The organism is Anoxybacillus mongoliensis (assembly GCF_014201515.1).
In the GTDB taxonomy this organism is placed as follows: Bacteria; Bacillota; Bacilli; order Bacillales; family Anoxybacillaceae; genus Anoxybacillus; species Anoxybacillus mongoliensis.
On the sequence record NZ_JACHEQ010000005.1, the window covers coordinates 101,573 to 121,844 of the forward strand.

The following is a 20,272-nucleotide window of genomic DNA, read 5'->3' on the forward strand; positions in this document are numbered from 1 at the left end:
GTGGAAGCGATGAACTATTATACGATCTCCCAACTGGCTGAGCAGTTTGATATTAGCACACGAACGATTCGCTATTATGAGGAACGTGGGCTCATTTCACCCATTCGCACCGATTCGGGCCAGCGATTGTATACGAAAAAAGACCGAGCGGTGCTAAAGCTCATTTTACGCGGCAAACGGTTCGGTTTTTCGTTAGAAGAAATCCATGAAATGATTAGTTTGTTTGACAATGATCGCACCGGTCGAAAACAACTGGAAAAAACAATTGCATACGGTGAGAAAAAGTTAAAGGAGGTGACGGAGCGGATTGAGGACTTAATGCAGTTAAAACAAGAAATGGAGTCAATTTTGGCGGATTTTCGTGAACGATTACAAAAATTGGAGGAAACCGAATGAACATTTCTGAGTTGTTAGCGCGCAATGCGCGAAAGTTTCCGAACAAAGTAGCACTAATTGATGGTGACGTGTCGCTTTCTTATCAAGAAGTAGACGATACAGTCAATCGGCTTGCTTCTTCGCTTGCTTCACTTGGCATCAAACGAGGCGATAAAGTCGTATTATATATGCCAAATACGAAAGAATTTGTATATGTGTATTTTGCCGTCTTGCGCCTTGGTGCGATCATCGTACCAGTCAATGCGCGGTTAACAGCGCAAGAAGTACAATACATTATCGAACATAGCGAAGCAAAAGCAGTGATCGCACACGATTGGATTTATCAGGAACTTGCCTCGCTTGTTCGTACGGTTGACGTCATTTGGGTGAAAACAGGGGAAGCGGCAGACGGTTGGCGTTCGCTCACGCAACTCATTGCAACCGGCGATGCTTCCCCAATTGTTTGTCCGTTGAATGAAGATGACGAAACGACGATTTTATACACATCCGGAACGACTGGTAAACCAAAAGGAGTGTTGTTTACAGCGCGTAATATTTTCGCTGTCGCAACGATGATGGCGCTAGAGACGAAAATGGATAAGCATAGCCGCCTGTTGCACATGATGCCACTCAGCCATTCCGCACCGCTTCATTTATTTTTTGGCGGCGGTATGTACGTCGGGGCCACCCATGTGTTATCACCAACGTTTTCCCCGGAAGCATTGTTACAACTAATCACGAAACACGAAATTACCCACTTTTTCGGAGCGCCAGTCGCTTATTTACTTACCGCAAAACATCCACGTCTTCACGAATACGATTTATCGTCCGTCCAATATTGGACGTATGGCGGCGCACCGTTGTCGGCAAATGAAGTGCAATTTGTCGCTAAACAGTTTCGTACGAATCGACTGATGTGTTTGTATGGATTAACGGAAGCTGGACCGAACGGAACGTATTTATCACCGGAAGAACATGCGACAAAGGCAGGAAGTGTTGGCAAAGATGCCGCCCTTCATTGCGAAGTAAAAATTGTCGACGAACACGGCAAAGAAGTTCCGCCTGGCGAGGTTGGTGAAATCATCTTAGCTGGAGAAGGAACAATGAAAGGCTATTATAAAGACGAAGAAAAAACAACGGAAACGGTAAAAAACGGCTGGCTATATACAGGCGATTTAGCGCGCCGTGACGAAGACGGGTACATTTGGATCGTTGATCGGAAAAAAGATATGATCATTTCTGGCGGGGTGAACGTTTACCCGAAAGAAGTGGAAGATGCGCTAAAGCTACACCCAGCGATTGTTGATGTGGCAGTAGTTGGTGTGCCTCATCCGGAATGGGGGGAAACGGTCAAAGCGTTTGTTGTCACGACAGAGCCGATCGAGCAGCTTGTTGAAGAATGTAAACGTTTTCTATCTGGTAAACTTGCAGACTATAAAATTCCAAAGCTATACGAAGTCATTCCTGAACTCCCGCGCAATGCGACAGGAAAAATATTAAAACAAGTATTGAGAGGGATGCATAATGAAACAGCTACGAGAAGTTGATCCGAACTTATTTGCCAATTTAAAAAAATATTTAGATAAAAAGTTTTATGCGTACGCGGAAGAAGAGTTAGAGAAGTTTTGGCAACGATGCATGACCGATATCGACCGGCGCGCGGTACATACGGACCGCGAAGGACAGCCGCGGCTGATCAAATATGACCGCTTTGGCAACGACATTTCCGAAATATGGGTGAATGAAGGATACAAACAAACAGTAAAAGAAACGTACGAAACGGGGATTGTCGGCTATGTCCATAAGCCGATTCCTGCGCTTGGCCGTGTTGGCAACTATATTTATTCATATGCTCAAGGCTATTTGCTATCGCAAGTCGAACCAGGATTTTATTGCCCAGTGACGTTAACAATGGCGACTGCATACGTATTAGAGCATTTTGCGGATGAACGAATCAAAGCAAAATATTTGCCGCACGTCATTTCTACTGGCGAAGTCGAGCTGTATGAAGGAGCGACGTTTTTAACGGAGCGGCAAGGCGGTTCGGATGTTGGCGCCAATGAAGTGCGCGCTGTTTTATGCGGTGACCATTACGAAATTTACGGAGAAAAATATTTTGCTAGCAACGCCGGCATGTGCGGGGTTGCGTTAGTGCTTGCCCGCATCGACGGAAGCGAGGCGGGGACGAAAGGGCTTAGTTTATTTTTAGTACCGTGGCGCAACGACGATGGCACATTAAACGGCATTCACATTCGGCGTTTAAAAGATAAACTTGGTGTTCGCGCTGTGCCGTCGGCGGAAGTCGTATTTGAAGGAGCAAAAGCCTATTTAATTGGCGATGCAAAAAAAGGGTTTTATTATATGATGGGAGCGCTTAATTTATCGCGTGTCTGCAACGCTGTCGCTTCGATTGGCATTATGAAGCGGGCGCTAGAAGAGGCGAAGCAATATGCGGTTAATCGTCAAGCGTTTGGGCATACACTTACATCGTATCCGATGGTAAAAGAAACGTTAGCCAACTTAACGGCGCGTCAAGAAGTGCAAACGAGCGCTTGTTTTGAGTTAATTTCCTTTTTTGACCGTGTGATGCGCACGCCAGGGCAAGCATCTGAACAAGAGAAAGCATGGAACCGCTTGTTAATTGCGCTTTTAAAAATGCGAACAGCAGAAGAAGCGATTGCATTTGCCCATGAAGCGATTGAAATGCACGGCGGAAACGGCTACATTGAAGACTTTGTCACCCCGCGCCTGCTTCGCGATGCCCAAGTATTGACCGTCTGGGAAGGAACAGCAAACATTTTAGGGCTTGAAGTGCTGCGCCTCATCCGTAAATATCGCGTCCATGAAACGTTTATTCAAACAATAAGCGAGCAACTTGCTGCACTCCCTGGCGAAATACGCGCATTTGCTACACCGGTCGAAAGCGGGCTGAACGAACTCATACAATCGCTAAAACAATTGCACGGTCAACGAGAAGACGTGCAAACGTATCACGCCAAAAAAATTGCCAATCGCCTTTGCGACTTGTATTTGAGCGTCATCGCGTTAAAAGAAGCGGGAGAAAGCGAACGAAAACAAATCATCGCCCGCCTTTTCTTACAGCATATTTGGGGATGCGATTTATTCGATGACGAGATGATATCGGTTCGCTATTTTGAAGCCATCATGAACGAAACGAAAAAGGTAGAAGTATAAAAAGGGTAAGGGACCACGTCGGTTCCTTGCCTTATATTAAAACAAACACCGCAAAAAAATGAGCAACAGACCCACCTAACACAAACAAATGCCAGACGGCATGGTGAAATTTAAACCCGCGCCAAACGTAAAAAACCGCGCCGATTGTGTATAAAATACCGCCAATGACTAAGTAGACAACTCCTTCTAACGAAAGACTAGAAACGAGCGGTTTCCATGCAAATACAATCAGCCAACCCATGATGATATATATAATCGTCGATGTATATAAAAAGCGATTGACGAAAAAGCATTTAAATACGGTACCCACAAGCGCAAGCCCCCAGACGATGCCAAATAGCGTCCAACCGATTGCGCCCTTCACCGCTAAAAATAAAAACGGCGTATATGTGCCAGCGATAAAAAAGTAAATCGCGGAGTGGTCGAAAATTTCAAACAACCGTTTCCAGCGCCCTTTCGGCAATGCGTGTACGATCGTCGATGACAAATACAAAATAAGCATTGTGCCCCCAAACAAAGTAAAACTAACGACGTGCCATGCATTTCCGTACATCGCAGCCGTGACCGTCAAAATAACAAGCGCTGCGATGCTAAACACCGCACCAACGCCATGCGTAATCGCATGAACGATTTCTTCTTCTTTCGTAAATGTATGTGTAAAAGCCAATGGTTTCATTCCTTTCGTGAAAGACATTTTGTTTATTCTACCACATATACATACATATCGTACATTTTTATTCATTATTGTTTTTGCTCGCGATATAATGGGAAAAAAGAGAGGTGAGGACGATGCAAATACAGGTAGAAAGGCAACGTAAGACAAAAAAGTGGCTTGTACCGTCGTTTATTGGTGTGTTGTTACTTGCGGCGATTGCGTGTGTTGCCATTTCGATTTACGTCGGCTGGAATTTGACGCATAAAGAGCGAAAAGCGGTCGTTGAGACACCAAAAGATTACGGAATGGTTTATCAAAATGTGACATTTACAAGTAAAGATGGGGGACTAAAGCTAAAAGGCTGGATCATAGAACCGACGAAACAAGCGAAAATGACGGTTATTTTTTCGCACGGATATGGCGGCAATCGCTACGAACCGAACGTACCGTTTTTGCCAATTGCTAAAGCACTAATAGACGAAGGATATCGCGTCATTATGTTTGATTTTCGCGCCAGCGGCGAATCGGAAGGAGACATGACAACGATTGGTGCAAAAGAAAAGTATGATTTGCTTGGCGTCATTGATTATGCAAAACAACACTATTCCGAACCGATTGTTCTGTATGGAGTGTCCATGGGAGCAGCAACGTCGATTTTAGCGGCAGGAATGGATAAAGATGTGAAAGCTGTTATTGCCGACAGCTCATTTAGCGATTTAGAAGGGTATTTGCGCACATATATGCCTGTATGGACGCATTTACCGAACGTTCCGTTTACGTACTTAATCATTACCCTTATTCCAATGATTACTGATTTAGATCCAGCACAATCTATCCCAATCAAAGCGGTCGATGCAATTGCCCCACGTCCGATCTTATTTATTCATAGTAAAGCAGACCCGTCCATCCCATACAAAGAAAGTGTAAACATGTACAACAAACATCCAGACGTATTTGAACTTTGGCTCACAGAAAAAGCGAAGCATGTGAAAAGTTTTGCTATGTATAAAGAGGAGTATATTCAGCATATGTTAGCATTTTTAGAAAAGGTACAAAAATAAAATTCAGAATATTCATTGACTTCTGATAAAAATGTAGGTATGCTTGTAGTAAATTTGGAAAATGGAAAGGGGAAAGAAGATGAGTGTAGTTGAGCAGAGAAGAGGGTATTTCGGAGAGTTTGGCGGAAGTTTCGTACCGCCGGCGTTGCAGGAAGCGTTAGACTATTTAGAGGCACAGTTTTTAAGATACAAGGATGATCCTACATTCCATGAGGAATTTGCGTTTTATTTAAAAGAGTACGTCGGACGAGAAAATCCGCTCACCTTTGCCTCAAGGTTAACTGAAAAACTTGGCGGAGCGAAAATTTATTTAAAACGGGAAGATTTAAACCATACCGGTTCTCATAAAATTAACAACGTCATCGGGCAAATTTTATTAGCGAAACGCATGGGAGCGAAACGCATCATTGCTGAAACAGGAGCTGGGCAACACGGTGTGGCGACAGCGACAGCTTGTGCGATGTTTGGGATGGATTGTGTCATTTATATGGGGGAAGAAGATACGAGAAGGCAAGCGCTAAATGTTTTTCGAATGGAGTTATTAGGAGCGAAAGTTGTTCCTGTAGCAAAAGGGCAAGGCAGATTGAAAGATGCAGTCGATGAGGCGTTAAACGACTATGTCCAAAATTATGAACATACATTTTATTTGCTTGGTTCAGCCGTTGGACCACATCCGTACCCGACGATCGTGAAACATTTCCAATCTGTCATTAGTGAAGAAAGTAAGCGACAAATGATCGAGAAAGAAGGACGTTTGCCTGATGTTGTGATTGCTTGTGCGGGCGGTGGCAGCAATGCGATTGGTGCTTTTGCACATTATATCGATGAACCGAGTGTACGTTTGATCGGAGTCGAACCAGAGCAAGCAGCGACGTTGACAAAAGGTGTCCCTGCGATTATTCACGGCTTTAAATGCCTCGTTTTGCTTGATGAAGAAGGAACTCCACAACCAACATATTCAATTGCTGCGGGGCTTGATTATCCAGGAATTGGACCGGAACATAGCTTTTTAAAAACGTCCGGTCGGGCAGAATATTATACAGTCACAAATGATGAAGTGTTAGAAGCATTTCAAACACTTTCAAAAACGGAAGGGATCATTCCTGCGCTAGAAAGTGCTCATGCAGTCGCTTATGCAATAAAACTAGCTCCAATGCTCGATCGCGATCAAATCATTATCGTGAACTTATCAGGTCGCGGAGATAAAGACGTCGAGCAGGTGTTTCATATGTTAAAAGGTTAGTCATAAAAACGTCGTTTCCACAACGTGGAACGACGTTTTTATCGTTCATTTGCCTTCTTTAGCCTATACAGTTCTTCCTCTACGCGCGCAATACGACCGAGCTGATAATCAAGTCGTTCGTGGATATAGGCGATGTCTTGCTTTGTGGCCATTTCTTATTTTGTCGTACGTGTAGCATACATGCGTTCTTTTGCGACTTGTAATAACTGTTGTAATTGTTCTCCTTCGACGGGATATGTGGCATAACCGACGAGAAAAGATATAGAGCTATTTTTTTTAATTCGCTCAATCATTGTGGACGGTTTCGCAGCGTTTTCAACAGCGATAATTAAGTATTGATCGTTTGACCATTTTGTTACGATATCACTTTTTCGTGTTGCCTCGACTAACAGTTGTTCAAAGGCAGTTTGTTGTTGGGGGTGGCTATCTTTCTTTGTTTGAAGCAAATAGATTGTTAAACGGCTATCTGGGTCGCGATCAACGAGCGCTGCGATTTTTTCGAATGTACTCGCAGCAAAGTCTTTACTTTTTAGCTGATATATTAGATCTTTTACACAAGCTTTTCGATCATATCGATTACCAAAATAAATGCCGATAATCGTCTGAAACACGTAAAATCCAATGACAACATATAGTTCCGTTCCGTGGAGTTGTGTTAAATTAACTGTATCACTCATAGCCATTATTTCTGGTAACAATACAAGTTGGCTAATAAATAGGCCGATTGTTTTTCCAATATGTTGTTTAAGCATATACATCACCTCTCTTCATACTATGAATCAAACGCACCATTGGGATGGACAAATAAAAATGAAATAAAAAAAGGGCGAGATGACCGCCCTTTTGCGTTAAAAAATGAGATGCGCAATAAAAACGATAATTGGCAACGTAATAAGTGTGCGAAGAAGGAAAATGACAACGAGATCCTTAAACGTAATTGGTAGTTTTGACGCAAGTAGCAATCCGCCTACTTCGGACATGTAAATCAATTGTGTGACAGAAACACAAGCGATAACAAAACGAGTAAATTCGCTTTCAATGCCGCTACCGATAATGGCAGGTAAAAACATGTCCGCAAAGCCGACAACCATCGTTTGTGCAGCAGCTGATGCTTCTGGCACTTGTAGGAGCGTCAAGATTGGTACAAACGGTTTACCGAGCCATTCAAATACCGACGTTGTTTCGGCAATAATTAATGCGACCGTTCCAATGGCCATAACAACCGGTAATACACCTAACCACATATCGATCACGGTTTGTACACCGTTTTTCAATAGTTTCCCCATGTCGCTATTGCGCTGTGCCACTTCTGTTGCCTGTTTTAATCCCCATTGAAAAGGAGTATAGCCAGCTGGTACTGTTTCATCAACGGGAGCGTGATGTTCATGATAATATGTGTCAGGTTTTTTCGATAATGGTGGAATGCGTGGCATAATAATCGCTGCCACAAGACCAGCAACGACGATCGTAAAATAGTACGCGCCAAACATATGTTCAAGCTTCATATACGTGATGACAACGATGCTAAACGTAATCGATACAACGGAAAAAGTTGTTCCAATTACCGCTGCTTCTCGTTTCGTATAAAAGCCGTCTTCATATTGCTTATTCGTTAACAGTACGCCGATCGTTCCGTCCCCTAACCAAGAAGCGATACAGTCAATGGACGAGCGGCCAGGTAATTTAAATACGGGGCGCATAACTTTTGTTAAAAGTGCACCACATAATTCGAGTAATCCGAAATCTAAAAGCAAAGGCAAAAATAGGCCAGCAAACAAAAAGACAGAAAACAAAATAGGAATTAAGCTATACAATAGCAACGAACCTGTATTTTCTGACCATACCCATTCTGGACCGATTTTCCATAACGTCATCGCTCCTAAAATTGTTCCAACGATGCGCGCAACGACGAACAAACCATTCACATCGAATAAACGCCGAAGAAATGAGCTGTTCATGATGAAAGAAGGATAAGCAATTTTTGCAACGATTGTGCCAACCGTAGCGATAAACATAAATAAAACGGAAATTGTCGGAATGACTGAAGAAAAGTTTCCTTCGACCCATTTAGCTAAAATAGCTACAGGGATCGTCATTTCACCTTTATAAGGAACAGGAACCATAAATAGAAATACACCAATAAGCGATGGGACGAGAAATTTCATTATGTCAGAGAGATGATAGGATTGTGTATGCTTTTCTTTTGGTACGACATTCATTTTTTAAAACCACCTTTCCACGTTGTATTTTGAAAACGGATACATAACATTACTACTATCGTAATATAAAAATAAAAATAGTCAATATAACAAAATGATTCTGAAATATAAGTAAATGAATAAATATAAACACATGTACTTATATACATACAAAAATATGAATGAATAACAATTTATTTATAGCAAAATAGATAACATAAAGCATAATAAAACAAAGCGAAGATATAATCAATCATTTTTTTGTATAAACGTTCGAATTCGAAATTTTTTTGTTTTTCTCAGCGCATTGAAACGTGTATTTTTTGTGCTTGTGCGATATGATAAGCAAAAATGTGTAGAGGAGGAATAAACGATGTGGCGTTATGCGAAACCAACCGTCGTTGTAAGTGAATGTCTCGGTTTTTCCCCTTGTCGATATAACGGCGATCAACTGAATGATGAAGTCGTACAAAAATTAGCACCGTTCGTTCAATTCATCCCCATCTGCCCAGAAGTGCGCATCGGCCTCGGTACACCGCGTGAGACAATTCGGCTCGTTAAAGAAGATGAACGTATTCGCCTGATACAGCCATCAACCGGAACGGATGTAACCGAGCAAATGAATCAATTTTCCGTTTCATTTTTAACGCAAGTATCGAATGTGGATGGATTTATTTTAAAAAGTCGGTCACCGTCATGCGGGATAAAAGACGTCAAGATATACAGTAGCAAGCAAAAAGGACCTGCAGCAGGAAAAGGGAGCGGTATGTTCGCTGAACATGTATTACGAATGTTTGCCCATAAAGCTGTGGAAGAAGAGGGACGATTAACGAATTTCGTTATTCGAGAGCATTTTTTGACGAAGTTATTTACGCTTGCTTTGTTTCGGGAGGTGAAACAGACAAAATCACACCATCGTCTCGTTGAATTTCATGCGGAGCATAAATATTTGTTCATGGCGTATCATCAACAAAAATTGAAACAATTAGGAAATATTGTTGCCAACCAAGCACGTTTACCGATAGAAAAGGTATTTCTGCAGTATGAACAAACGTTATATGAGTTGTTTGCACGGCGCTCACGCCGAAATTCGAACATTAATGTTTGTCAACATATGATCGGTTATTTTAAAAATGAATTAAGCGGTGAGGAAAAGCGGTATGTTCATGAGTTGTTAGAAAAATATCGAGCAGGCAAGCTGCCGTTAAGCAGTGTAACAACAGTTATTCGCTCATGGGCAATTCGTTATCAAAATGAATATTTATTGAAACAACGATATTTTCAACCTTATCCGGAGTCATTGCTTGATGTGACGGACTCAGGAAAAGGAAGAGATTATTGAAAAAAGCGACGAAGGATTATCCTTGTCGCTTTTTTGTAATGATATAATATATCGGGATACCGGATATTGTAACAACAATCGATAAAAACGTATCTAGCGGTGCATGGAGTACCGTACTCATAATAATATATGCTGTGCCGGCAAGAGCAACGATCGGAGTAAATGGATAAAGTGGCACTCGATATAATTGTTCGTTAGATGGTAATGATTTTCGTAATAGAAATAATGCATAGAAAGCAAAACCGTAAAATAAAAAGACACTAAAAATAGCGATATCTGTTAATCGATCGGCATTACCAAGTAACATCATGACAATTGCAATGGTAATTTGCATTAACGTTGCAAATACAGGTGTGCGCCACTTTGGATGAATACGAGAAAAATAACGGGAAAACGGAAATAACCCATCTGTTGCCATAGCCAATGGCATGCGAGGAAATGTAAGAACTTTTCCATTTAAACAGCCGAAAATAGAAATTAAGATACCAATGGCAATTAATTTTCCCCCGAATGCCCCAAATAAGATGGTTGCTGCTTCGCTTGCTGCGTTTGGACCGAACGTAACAATGTCATCGGCACGAAGAACATGAAGCAATGCAACATTCACAGCCACATAGGCAAACATCACCATAAGAATACCAGTAATAATAGCTTTTGGTAACGTTTTGGCTGGATTTTTCATTTCGCCAGCAACAAATCCAACGTTCATCCATCCATCGTACGCCCATAATGTTGCTAAAACGGCCGCTCCAAAGTTTATTGCTTGACTAGAGCCACTATCCATGTCGAAAATCGGTACGTTTCCTTTTGTTACGCCAAAAATAATAATAACAAAAATAGGCAATAATTTTGCCGCAGTTAACACGCTTTGGACGATGCCACCAAATTGTGAGCCGAGCATATTAATGACAGATAAAAATAAAACAGCAATGATCCCGATCCAAAGTTCACTTTCTTTTGGTAGTGCAAACATCCCTGCAAACAACGCACCAAAATACAACCCTAGTGCACCGATGACGGCAGGACCGTAAATGACCGTTTGCACCCATCCACATAAAAAACCCCAAAACCGTCCGTACACTTTTTCGATATATACATACAACCCGCCTGTTTCAGGAATTTTTGCACTTACTTCTGCAATCGTCAATCCGCTTGCTAATGTAATAATCCCTCCAATGACCCAAGCGAGAAGAGCAAGTGTTGAGTTGCCCGTTGCTCCGATGACAATCGCAGGTTTCATAAAAATCCCAGAACCGATGACAGTGCCAATGACGATCGCTGTTGCTGTAATGAATCCAATGCTTCGTTTCAATTGTGTGTTTGTCATTCTGTTCACTCCTAAAGGACAAATGTTTTTTTATATCGAACAATCGCTATTATAGCATGAGATGAAGAAAAACTTCTTTTTTTGAAAATTAAAATATTGACATCGTGAAAAGAAAAGAATAAGATAAAACTAAATTTGGTTTAAAGAAACTTTTTTAACTCAAATCATCATTGTTTACTTATCCCACACATCACGTCGTTTTATGCTAATGCATATGATGGGCGAGTAAACAAATTTTTTTCGCTAAGTTTTGCGTTAAGGAAACTTTTATATCCTGATGCAAATTTGGAGGAGGAAGCATATGAAAAAGTGGATGGTCATATGGACCGCTTTGTTATTGTTATTTGGATGCGAAACAAAAGAGAATAAAAAAGATGTCATCTATGTCGTTGCAACGACAGGGCAAATAGCTGATCTCGTTAAACATGTCGGGGGAGAATATGTTCACGTGGCAGCGTTAATGGGGCCAGGGGTAGATCCTCATTTGTATAAAGCAACGCAAGGAGATATTCAAAAATTAAGTCAAGCAGACATCATTTTTTACAATGGACTCCATTTAGAAGGAAAACTGGGAGAAATATTTACGAAAATGTCGAAAACAAAAAAAGTTGTTGCGGTAAGTGAAGCGATTCCAAAAGAAAAATTAATTGACGTGAATGGGGTAGATGATCCGCACATATGGTTTGATCTCGATTTATGGAGTTACGCTGTACGAACAGTAAAAGATGAATTAAGTGCGATTGATCCGCAACATAAACAAACATACGAAAAACAAGCAGAAGCTTATATATCTCAGCTCATACAGTTAAAAGAAGAAGCGAAGAAACAAATTCATGCCATTCCGAAACAGCAACGTGTTTTAATTACAGCGCATGATGCGTTCCATTATTTCGGTCGTGCGTATGATATCGAAGTAGTTGGTTTACAAGGGTTAAGCACAGATGCGGAATATGGACTAAAAGATGTGCAGTCGCTTGTTGACTTGATCGTTAATCGAAATATTCAAGCGGTATTTGTGGAAAGTAGTGTATCGAAAAAGGCAATTGAAGCGGTTGTCGAGGGAGCGAAACAGCGTGGTCATCACGTTTCGATCGGCGGGGAACTATTTTCAGATGCCCTTGGACGAGAAGGAACAGAAGAAGGAACGTTTATTGGCATGTATCGTTATAACGTCAAAACGATTGCACAAGCATTGAAGGGGGAATGACGATGAATCCGCTAGTTGTTGAACAGGTAACCGTTGCATATGATCGAAAACTTGTATTAGAAGACGTATCATTTTCTGTTCCAGAAGGGAAGTTAGTCGGAATTATCGGTCCAAATGGCGCAGGGAAATCAACGTTAATGAAAGCGATGTTAAATTTTATTCCGCGTATGCATGGAAATGTTTTCGTATATGGTAAGCCGTATGAAAAGCAGCGTCATCTTGTCGGATATGTTCCACAACGAAATTCTGTCGATTGGGACTTTCCAACGAATGCCCTTGATGTTGTATTAATGGGGCGATACGGTCATATTGGATTGTGGAAACGACCAAGAAAAGAAGATGTGGATATCGCTATGCAATGTTTAGACAAAGTCAGCATGTTACCGTATGCGAAAAGACAAATTAGTCAACTATCTGGCGGACAGCAACAGCGTGTATTTTTGGCGCGTGCGCTTGCGCAAGATGCGTCCGTTTATTTTATGGATGAACCGTTTGTTGGAGTCGATGCCGCAACAGAAAAAGCGATTGTTCAACTGTTAAATGAATTAAAAATGCGTGGAAAAACAGTATTAGTCGTTCATCATGATTTGCAAACGGTGCGAGATTACTTTGATTACGTTTTATTGTTAAATAAACGCGTCATTGCATTTGGTGAGACGGAAAGTGTATTTACGTACGATCATATTCAAAAAACGTATGGCGGAAAGGTCACTTTCCTCTCTGCGGCACATATCGTGGGGTGAATCGCGTATGGACATTAATGTTCAATGGGTATTTACAAGCATGGCTTTGCTCGGATTGGCGAGCGGAATGATTGGTACGTTTGCATTGCTGAAGAAACAAAGTTTAATAGGAGATGCGATGGCACATGCTGCGCTTCCAGGTATTTGTATCGCTTTTCTTCTCTACGGACAAAAATCGCTTCTCGTCTTTCTAATAGGTGCTGCTTGCTCAGGGTATATCGCTACAGTATGTATTCAATTTATTGTAAAACATACGCGCATTAAAGAAGATGCCGCCATCGGCATTGTATTATCTGTATTTTTTGGTTTAGGTATTGTGTTATTAACGTGGATTAATCAACATGAAGGTGGAAATCAAAGTGGAATTAACGACTTTTTGTTTGGAAAAGCGGCGTCGTTGACTGGAAGCGATGTGAATGTGTTAACGGTAACGGCTATAACTATGATTATCACGATCCTCATTTTTTTTAAAGAGTTTAAAATTATTACATTTGATCGGGCGTTTGCGCAAGGGATCGGTGTGCCGGTGTCACTGTTGAACGGTGTGCTTATGTTTTTAATCGTTTCGGTTGTTGTAATTGGTTTACAAGCGGTTGGGGTTGTGTTAATGTCTGCACTATTTATTACGCCAGCGTTAGCTGCAAGATATTGGACAGAAAAGCTCGAGTGGATGACATTGTTAGCTGGAGTATTTGGTGCTTTGTCAGGAGTTGCTGGGGCATATATGAGTTTGATTGCTTATGTACCTACCGGCCCACTTGTCATTATTTTCGCCACAATGCTGTTTCTTTTCTCGTTCTTATTCGCCCCAAAACGTGGCTTATGCAACAAAATGATTCGTCGCCATATAGAAAGAAAAAAATTACGGTCGAAACAGCTAATGTATAAGCGAGGGGAACAACTATGAGTTATACGATGTGGATTTTGCTTACCGCAGCTCTCGTCGGGATTAACTGCGGATTAATCGGTACATTTCTTGTGTTGCGCAAAATGTCAATGTTATCAGATGCGATCAGCCATAGTGTGTTGCTAGGGATTGTAGGCGCATATATGGTGAGCCATCAGCTGCAAGGGGTGTCTATGCTCATCGGTGCCTTGCTTGTTGGATTGCTAACGACATTTCTCGTTCAATTGTTGCATCAAAAAGGGGTACAAAGCGATGCTGCTATCGGTGTTGTGTTTACATGTTTGTTTGCTATTGGGGTTGTTCTTATTTCCTTATTTGCGGATCGCGTCCATTTAGACGTTGAACACGCTTTAATGGGGGAGATTGCATTTGTGCCGTGGGATGTCCTTGAAGTTGGCGGAAAAAGCATCGGTCCGAAAGCCGTTTGGTTGCTTGGATTTGTTTTAGCAATCAATATATTTGTCATTGTTTTTGCTTATAAAGAGTTAAAAATTAGCTCATTTGATAGCGAAATGGCTGTAACGCTTGGGATTCCAGTCGTGTTTATTCATTACGTATTAATGGGGATGTTGTCGCTGACGACCGTTGCTTCATTTGATAGTGTTGGAGCAATTTTAGTTGTAGCCATGCTTATTGTACCAAGTGCAACGGCATACTTATGGACCGATCGGCTAAGCGTAATGCTTATATGTAGTGCAATGATTGGTGTGTTGGCATCAATGATCGGTTACATGGGGGCAACAGCGTTTAATGTCTCCATTTCTGGAGCGATTGCAGTGGCGACAGGTGTTATCTTTTTTGTTTCTTTATGGATTGCACCAAAACATGGGTTGTTGCGGAAATGGCTAAAAAAATCTCCTGCCTAGGCAGGAGATTTAGTCTTTTATTGCTGAAAGAAATGAATCGATAATACTTACATCATTTGTAACTAAAAAAGCAGGAAGTAACGCTATAATGGTCACGACCGTCGCGTATGAAACGATAACATTTTTCACTATTTTCATAGTGCTCACTTCCTTTTGAATTTATTTTCTTATTTTTCTGTCATTTTGTCAATCTTTTTTATTAGCGAAATTTTTGTACGAAAATGGTATAATAACAAAATGGTTGTCTTAAAAGGGGGGAATACAATGCGAATACGGGATTGGGATCGAAACTTACGCATTCGTTTAATAGGGGAATCATTCGTTGGGGTTACATTTTGGATGATATTCCCTTTTATCGCTATTTATTTTTCTAGCATGTTCGGTAGAGAAAAAACAGGTGTACTGCTTGTTATTTCGCAATTATTTTCGGTGATTGCTAATTTGCTTGGTGGATATTTTGCTGACCGATTCGGGAGAAAAAAAATGATGGTGGTTGCAGCATGTGGACAATCACTTGCTTTTTTCTTATTTGCACTATTCAATTCACCGTTATTCTCATCACCGTTGATGAGTTTTATTTGTTTTGCCCTCGTAGGCGTATGTGGCTCGCTTTATTGGCCTGCTAGTCAAGCGATGGTCGCTGATGTCGTTTCGGAAAAAGATCAAAGCCGAGTGTTTGCTGTATTTTACACGATGAATAACGTCATGGTCGTCATCGGGCCACTACTTGGTGGAATATTTTATCCACAATATCGTTTCTTCTTATTCTTGATTGCAGGAACGTTTTGTGCGATCGTTGCGATTGTTCTTTTTATTTATTTAGATGAAACTGCACCGATATGGAGAAAACCAACAGGAACATGGTATATGTTTTTTATTGAGCAGTTAAACAATTATCGTCTCATCGTAAAAGATCGCACGTTTTTTTTATTTATTGTTGCTGGTATTCTCGTGGCGCAAACGTTTATGCAGCTTGATATTTTACTTCCTGTTTACATTAAAGATGTTGTATCCAAACAAACGTTATTTTCCCTTGGACATTGGTCGCTTTCGTTAAGTGGAGAAAAAGCGTTTAGTGTTCTTATTGCGGAAAACGGATTGCTTGTTGCTTTATTTACGGTAGCTGTGACGAAGTGGATGGAAAACTATAGAGAAAAGTGGGTATTTGTCTTTTCTTCTCTTTTGTACGGACTTGCTATTTTTCTTTTTGGTCAAACCACATCGTTATGGATTATGGTTATTTTAATTGCTGTATTTACACTTGCCGAGCTAATGACAGTCGGCTTACAACAAACATTTGTCGCTAAATTGGCACCTGAGCATATGCGTGGACAATATTTTGCTGCAGCGAGCTTACGTTTTACGCTTGGGCGCATGATGGCACCGCTCGTTTTGACGTTGCCATTTGCGTATCATTGGACGTTTTTTATTTTAATGTTACTTGCGGTATGCAGTGCGTGGTTGTATGCTGTCATGTTTCAAATGATGGAGGAAAAACAAGCATGATTATTCTTATTCGGCACGGAAAGCCTGTTTGTAAAAGAGGCGGATGGATGACGAGAGAACAATTAATCAATTGGTTAAAAGCATACGATGAGGCGATCGTTTATGACGAGCCTCTATCGTATGCGGAAGCAAAAGAAAAAATAAAATGCGCATCTGTCGTCCTTGTTAGTTCGCTTGCTCGCGCTCGCCATTCAGCGTCTTTATTGCAACCATCACACCTAATCAAGGAACATGGGTGGTTGGTCGAAGCTCCACTCCCTAAACCGCCCAAGTGGATGAAGGGAATATATCCGCTATGGATGTGGCTCGCTTTTTTGCGTTTATTATGGTTTTGTGGATATGGAGAAGAGCCTTATGCAAAAACAAAGCAGCGAGCAATAAAAGCAGCAAAACAGCTTAACGATTATGCGCAAAAAGGATCTGTTGTTGCCGTCATTGGACATGGTTGGTTTCATATGCTCGTGAGTCAACAACTAAAGCAATATGGATGGCAGACGAAAAAGAAAAAATGGGCGTATTGGGAAGCTGTGACGTTGTCGTTGACAAGGCGCACACCGTGATGTACATATATGATGTGTAGACCCTTCTTTTTCTCATATTTTCCCTTTTCTTCTCATACATATGATGATGTAAATATGAGAAAAAGAGGGGAAATACATATGGATGAACAAGGGGGATTACAAAAAGAAGCGATGACACGAAGCGAACGACGAAAACGAAAACAACGATTTGTTTTTGTATGTTTATTATTCGTTGTCAGCGCATGTGTCGTCGGTGCATGGGGAGTGGCGAAACAAAAGACGAGTGAACAAAAAGTAATTGAGCAATTCATCATCGCGTTGCGTCAAGAAGATGTACATACGTTGAAACAGTTCATTGATGCTCCATTAGAAGAAAAGGCGTCACTTTTACCACTTTTTGCGTATTTACGTAAACATCCAGAGGGTTATGACCAAATAAGGAAAGAGTTAGAGCGGCAGAAGGATGATCGAGTTTACATAAAAGGATTAACGTCAACTCCTCCGATTTTTTTAATGAAATTGTCGCAAGGAACATACAAGTTTGAGCCTGCGTTATACCATGTATATGTGCGAACGAACGAGCAAGGGGCTCGTATTTTCGTTAACAACACATACGTCGGTAAAACGAATACATCGTTAATGAAAGTAGGAGAGTATGTTCCAGGCTTATATGAAGTAAAAATGGTGACAGATGAACGAGAACAAACGAAACGAATGTCGCTCTTTGGAGGAGAGCGGACTCGTATCGTTCATTTCGATTCGAACTAAAAGATGCAACGACATGTTGCGTCTTTTTTTGTCAAAGCCGAAACATATCTTTTCGCTCGTACGTAATACAGTCAGCGTTTCCATTTCATAAAAAATCATAGTAAAATAAAGGATCATAGACGATTGGAGGAGAACGATGAAACGATTCATTCGAACGATATGGCGATGGTTTGTGTCATGGAACGTTGGATTATTTAGTGCCCTCATTTCGTTGCTTGCATTTCGTTTGCCGTTTTTTATTTCATTTTTGATTGGTGTAAGTGTAGGAGTGATGTATTCCGTTTATATGAAGAAAAAAGAAAAGAAAAATCGATTGAATGATTTTAAAGACGAGCGATTGAAAGATGCGAAAAAAAAGGTTCGGAGAATCGGACAAAGTTTATGGAGAATTCGTTCCGTTGCGATGTTTTCTAAACTTTCCCGTTTGTACTCCATCTGTCAAAAAATAATTGAAATTGTCGAAAAACAACCGGATCGTCTCGCTGTCGCGCAACCGTTTTTTAACACAACATTGGACTCCATTGTTACAATTATTGATAAATATATTTATTTAACAAAACAACCCGTAAAAAGTGAGGAGATTCGTCAGGCAATTCATGAAGCAGAGGAAGCGCTTAGTCTTGCGCTAACGAAAGCAGAAAACGAACTGTTGGACATGCTTGAAGAAGATTTGTTTGATTTAAAGACGGAAGTAAAACTTGTGAAACATACGATTACATCAGATGATCCCTTTTCTTTACCAACAAAACATACAGTAACAGTAACGGAGGAGAAAAAGCATGAACAAAAACGATGAAGTACTTTGGACAAGCTCGATCGATTCGTTGCTTGCTAATCCATTTGGTGAAGTGACAGAAGTAAGGGAAAAACCATCATCTTCGCGTCTCATTGACCAATTGAAAGAAGAACATCGGCAAAAAGCGTTAGCGCTTGCTGAGCAAATCGATCCACGCAATCATCAAGCTATTTTACAATACGGTGTGGCGGCTCAAGCGGAACTATCGCGTTTTTCTCACTCGATTTTAAATCATGTACAAAAAAAAGATGCTGGGCCTGTTGGAGAAGTGATTCATGAACTCATGACAAAAATGAGAGAAGTCAACGTAGAAGATTTTGCGATGAATAAAAAAAGTTTTTTGGCACGCATGTTTCAATCTGTCACACAGTCTGTTCAACATATTTTATCGAAATATCAAAAATTAGGTGTCGAAATTGACCGTATTGCTGATCAACTTGAAAAACATCGTCAAATATTATTTCGTGATATTATGATGTTAGAAACGTTATACGAAAAAAATAAAGAATACTTTGATGCCTTAAACATTTACATTGCTGCTGCTGAAGTGAAGCTCGAACAACTGCGAACAAAAACGATTCCGGAGTTAGAAAAGAAGGCACTACAGTCACAAAACCAAATGGACGTGCAAGAAGTAAATGATATGATTCAATTTGCTGACCGGCTTGAAAAACGCATTCATGATTTAAAATTAAGTCGTCAAATTACGATTCAAACAGCACCGCAAATTCGGCTCATTCAACACGTCAATCAAACGTTAGTCGAGCGCATTCAATCGTCCATTTTAACTGCCATTCCACTTTGGAAAAATCAACTTGTTATCGCACTAACGTTGCTTCGCCAAAAGAAAGCGGTGGAGGCGCAAAAAGCGGTAACAAAAACGACGAACGAATTGTTGTTACGCAACTCAGAAATGTTAAAAATGAATACAATTGAAGCGGCAAAAGAAAATGAAGAAGGGCTTGTCAGCATCGAAACGTTAAAGAAGACGCAAGAAAATTTGTTAGAAACATTGGAAGAAACGTTAAAAATTCAACAAGAAGGGCGTATGAAGCGTCAGCAAGTGGAACGAGAGCTTATCGAAATGGAAGAACAATTAAAACAGAGGTTGCTGACACTAAAAAGGGCTGAATAAAATCAGCTCTTTTTTATTGATTTTATATACCTATTAGGGTATGATGTGTAAGGGAGGTAAGACAATATGATTTATACAGTCATTGTTCTGTTCGTACTATATGCTTTGTATTATCGTTATGTACCTGTTCGTGGTGTCAAAGAGTTGACATCTTTATCATCATATGAACATGTGACATTGCTTGATGTGCGTGACTACAATGAGAAAGACGAGATGAATGGAGCGCTTCGGATTCCGGTTGCGTACTTAAAACGCCATTATCAAGCCATTCCAAATCGTCAAGTGATCATTATTGCAAAAAACCATTTAGAGAAAAATGTCGCGATTCGATTGCTTAGACGTTATCATTTTTCTGTACAAGGATATTATATAAAGGAATATGAGCGTGCAAATACGTTAAAGATGGTAAAATGTCACTAACTGTTCA

General features: G+C 40.7%; 21 protein-coding genes. 16 read left to right on the top strand and 5 right to left on the bottom strand.

Annotated elements, in window-relative coordinates:
• Positions 1 to 9 precede the first annotated feature (9 nt).
• Genes HNR43_RS06400 through HNR43_RS06410 form a run of 3 tightly spaced genes read left to right on the top strand, consistent with a single transcriptional unit; the run spans position 10 to position 3,570 of the window.
• Positions 10 to 396: a MerR family transcriptional regulator gene (locus tag HNR43_RS06400; RefSeq protein WP_183242293.1), complete on the top strand. Its 387-nt coding sequence runs from the start codon at positions 10 to 12 to the stop codon at positions 394 to 396.
• Positions 393 to 1,922, top strand: coding sequence for a class I adenylate-forming enzyme family protein (locus tag HNR43_RS06405; RefSeq protein WP_183242295.1), 1,530 nt, complete (start codon positions 393 to 395; stop codon positions 1,920 to 1,922). Before HNR43_RS06400 ends, HNR43_RS06405 begins: the two co-directional genes overlap by 4 nt.
• Positions 1,900 to 3,570, top strand: coding sequence for an acyl-CoA dehydrogenase family protein (locus HNR43_RS06410; RefSeq protein WP_183242297.1), 1,671 nt, complete (start codon positions 1,900 to 1,902; stop codon positions 3,568 to 3,570). The genes HNR43_RS06405 and HNR43_RS06410 overlap by 23 nt, the downstream gene beginning before the upstream one ends.
• Positions 3,571 to 3,601: 31 nt before the next feature.
• On the opposite strand, the gene trhA is transcribed toward HNR43_RS06410, so the two are convergent.
• Positions 3,602 to 4,237: a PAQR family membrane homeostasis protein TrhA gene (trhA, locus tag HNR43_RS06415; protein ID WP_246346266.1), complete on the bottom strand. Its 636-nt coding sequence runs from the start codon at positions 4,235 to 4,237 to the stop codon at positions 3,602 to 3,604.
• A gap of 122 nt (positions 4,238 to 4,359) precedes the next feature.
• Between trhA and HNR43_RS06420 the strand changes: the two genes are divergently transcribed.
• Together HNR43_RS06420 and trpB are read left to right on the top strand one after the other, a co-directional pair.
• Positions 4,360 to 5,286, top strand: a complete 927-nt coding sequence (locus tag HNR43_RS06420) for an alpha/beta hydrolase (RefSeq protein ID WP_183242301.1) — start codon at positions 4,360 to 4,362, stop codon at positions 5,284 to 5,286.
• A gap of 79 nt (positions 5,287 to 5,365) precedes the next feature.
• Positions 5,366 to 6,529 carry a tryptophan synthase subunit beta gene (gene trpB / locus HNR43_RS06425; RefSeq protein ID WP_183242303.1) on the top strand — a complete coding sequence of 388 codons (1,164 nt, stop codon included), beginning with the start codon at positions 5,366 to 5,368 and terminating at the stop codon, positions 6,527 to 6,529.
• A 155-nt stretch (positions 6,530 to 6,684) separates the two neighbouring features.
• Here the strand turns inward: trpB and HNR43_RS06430 are convergent, their stop codons facing one another.
• Both HNR43_RS06430 and HNR43_RS06435 read right to left on the bottom strand, forming a co-directional pair.
• Positions 6,685 to 7,281: a nucleotidyl cyclase domain-containing protein gene (locus HNR43_RS06430; protein ID WP_183242305.1), complete on the bottom strand. Its 597-nt coding sequence runs from the start codon at positions 7,279 to 7,281 to the stop codon at positions 6,685 to 6,687.
• A 96-nt stretch (positions 7,282 to 7,377) separates the two neighbouring features.
• Positions 7,378 to 8,748: a YjiH family protein gene (locus HNR43_RS06435; protein WP_183242307.1), complete on the bottom strand. Its 1,371-nt coding sequence runs from the start codon at positions 8,746 to 8,748 to the stop codon at positions 7,378 to 7,380.
• A 352-nt stretch (positions 8,749 to 9,100) separates the two neighbouring features.
• On the opposite strand from HNR43_RS06435, the gene HNR43_RS06440 reads away from it, so the two are divergent.
• Entirely contained in the window at positions 9,101 to 10,069 is a 969-nt protein-coding gene (locus HNR43_RS06440) for a YbgA family protein (protein WP_183242309.1), read from the top strand.
• 16 nt (positions 10,070 to 10,085) lie between these two features.
• Here HNR43_RS06440 and HNR43_RS06445 read toward each other — a convergent pair whose 3' ends face one another.
• Positions 10,086 to 11,396, bottom strand: a complete 1,311-nt coding sequence (locus tag HNR43_RS06445) for an APC family permease (RefSeq protein WP_183242311.1) — start codon at positions 11,394 to 11,396, stop codon at positions 10,086 to 10,088.
• Positions 11,397 to 11,697: 301 nt separating this feature from the next.
• On the opposite strand from HNR43_RS06445, the gene HNR43_RS06450 reads away from it, so the two are divergent.
• The 4 genes from HNR43_RS06450 to HNR43_RS06465 are packed head-to-tail and all read left to right on the top strand — an operon-like array spanning position 11,698 to position 15,119.
• Complete coding sequence (locus HNR43_RS06450) at positions 11,698 to 12,603, top strand: metal ABC transporter solute-binding protein, Zn/Mn family (protein ID WP_183242313.1); 906 nt, start codon at positions 11,698 to 11,700, stop codon at positions 12,601 to 12,603.
• A 2-nt stretch (positions 12,604 to 12,605) separates the two neighbouring features.
• On the top strand, positions 12,606 to 13,346 hold the full coding sequence (locus HNR43_RS06455; RefSeq protein WP_183242315.1) for a metal ABC transporter ATP-binding protein: 741 nt from the start codon (positions 12,606 to 12,608) through the stop codon (positions 13,344 to 13,346).
• 7 nt (positions 13,347 to 13,353) lie between these two features.
• Positions 13,354 to 14,253, top strand: coding sequence for a metal ABC transporter permease (locus HNR43_RS06460; RefSeq protein ID WP_183242317.1), 900 nt, complete (start codon positions 13,354 to 13,356; stop codon positions 14,251 to 14,253).
• Positions 14,250 to 15,119: a metal ABC transporter permease gene (locus tag HNR43_RS06465; RefSeq protein WP_183242319.1), complete on the top strand. Its 870-nt coding sequence runs from the start codon at positions 14,250 to 14,252 to the stop codon at positions 15,117 to 15,119. Before HNR43_RS06460 ends, HNR43_RS06465 begins: the two co-directional genes overlap by 4 nt.
• Positions 15,120 to 15,128: 9 nt before the next feature.
• Here HNR43_RS06465 and HNR43_RS14280 read toward each other — a convergent pair whose 3' ends face one another.
• On the bottom strand, positions 15,129 to 15,257 hold the full coding sequence (locus tag HNR43_RS14280; protein ID WP_006323191.1) for a hypothetical protein: 129 nt from the start codon (positions 15,255 to 15,257) through the stop codon (positions 15,129 to 15,131).
• Between the two features lie 126 nt (positions 15,258 to 15,383).
• Between HNR43_RS14280 and HNR43_RS06470 the strand changes: the two genes are divergently transcribed.
• The 6 genes from HNR43_RS06470 (at position 15,384) to HNR43_RS06495 (ending at position 20,265) form a co-directional block, all read left to right on the top strand.
• Positions 15,384 to 16,625: an MDR family MFS transporter gene (locus HNR43_RS06470; RefSeq protein ID WP_183242321.1), complete on the top strand. Its 1,242-nt coding sequence runs from the start codon at positions 15,384 to 15,386 to the stop codon at positions 16,623 to 16,625.
• Positions 16,622 to 17,185, top strand: coding sequence for a phosphoglycerate mutase family protein (locus HNR43_RS06475; RefSeq protein ID WP_183242322.1), 564 nt, complete (start codon positions 16,622 to 16,624; stop codon positions 17,183 to 17,185). Before HNR43_RS06470 ends, HNR43_RS06475 begins: the two co-directional genes overlap by 4 nt.
• A 99-nt stretch (positions 17,186 to 17,284) precedes the next feature.
• Positions 17,285 to 17,914: a PEGA domain-containing protein gene (locus HNR43_RS06480; protein ID WP_183242324.1), complete on the top strand. Its 630-nt coding sequence runs from the start codon at positions 17,285 to 17,287 to the stop codon at positions 17,912 to 17,914.
• A 136-nt stretch (positions 17,915 to 18,050) separates the two neighbouring features.
• The gene (locus HNR43_RS06485) at positions 18,051 to 18,710 is read left to right on the top strand and encodes a 5-bromo-4-chloroindolyl phosphate hydrolysis family protein (protein WP_183242326.1); all 660 of its coding nucleotides are present in this window, start codon (positions 18,051 to 18,053) and stop codon (positions 18,708 to 18,710) included.
• Positions 18,694 to 19,845, top strand: coding sequence for a toxic anion resistance protein (locus HNR43_RS06490; RefSeq protein ID WP_183242328.1), 1,152 nt, complete (start codon positions 18,694 to 18,696; stop codon positions 19,843 to 19,845). The genes HNR43_RS06485 and HNR43_RS06490 overlap by 17 nt, the downstream gene beginning before the upstream one ends.
• Before the next feature lie 66 nt (positions 19,846 to 19,911).
• The gene (locus HNR43_RS06495; protein WP_183242330.1) at positions 19,912 to 20,265 is read left to right on the top strand and encodes a rhodanese-like domain-containing protein; all 354 of its coding nucleotides are present in this window, start codon (positions 19,912 to 19,914) and stop codon (positions 20,263 to 20,265) included.
• Positions 20,266 to 20,272 lie beyond the last annotated feature (7 nt).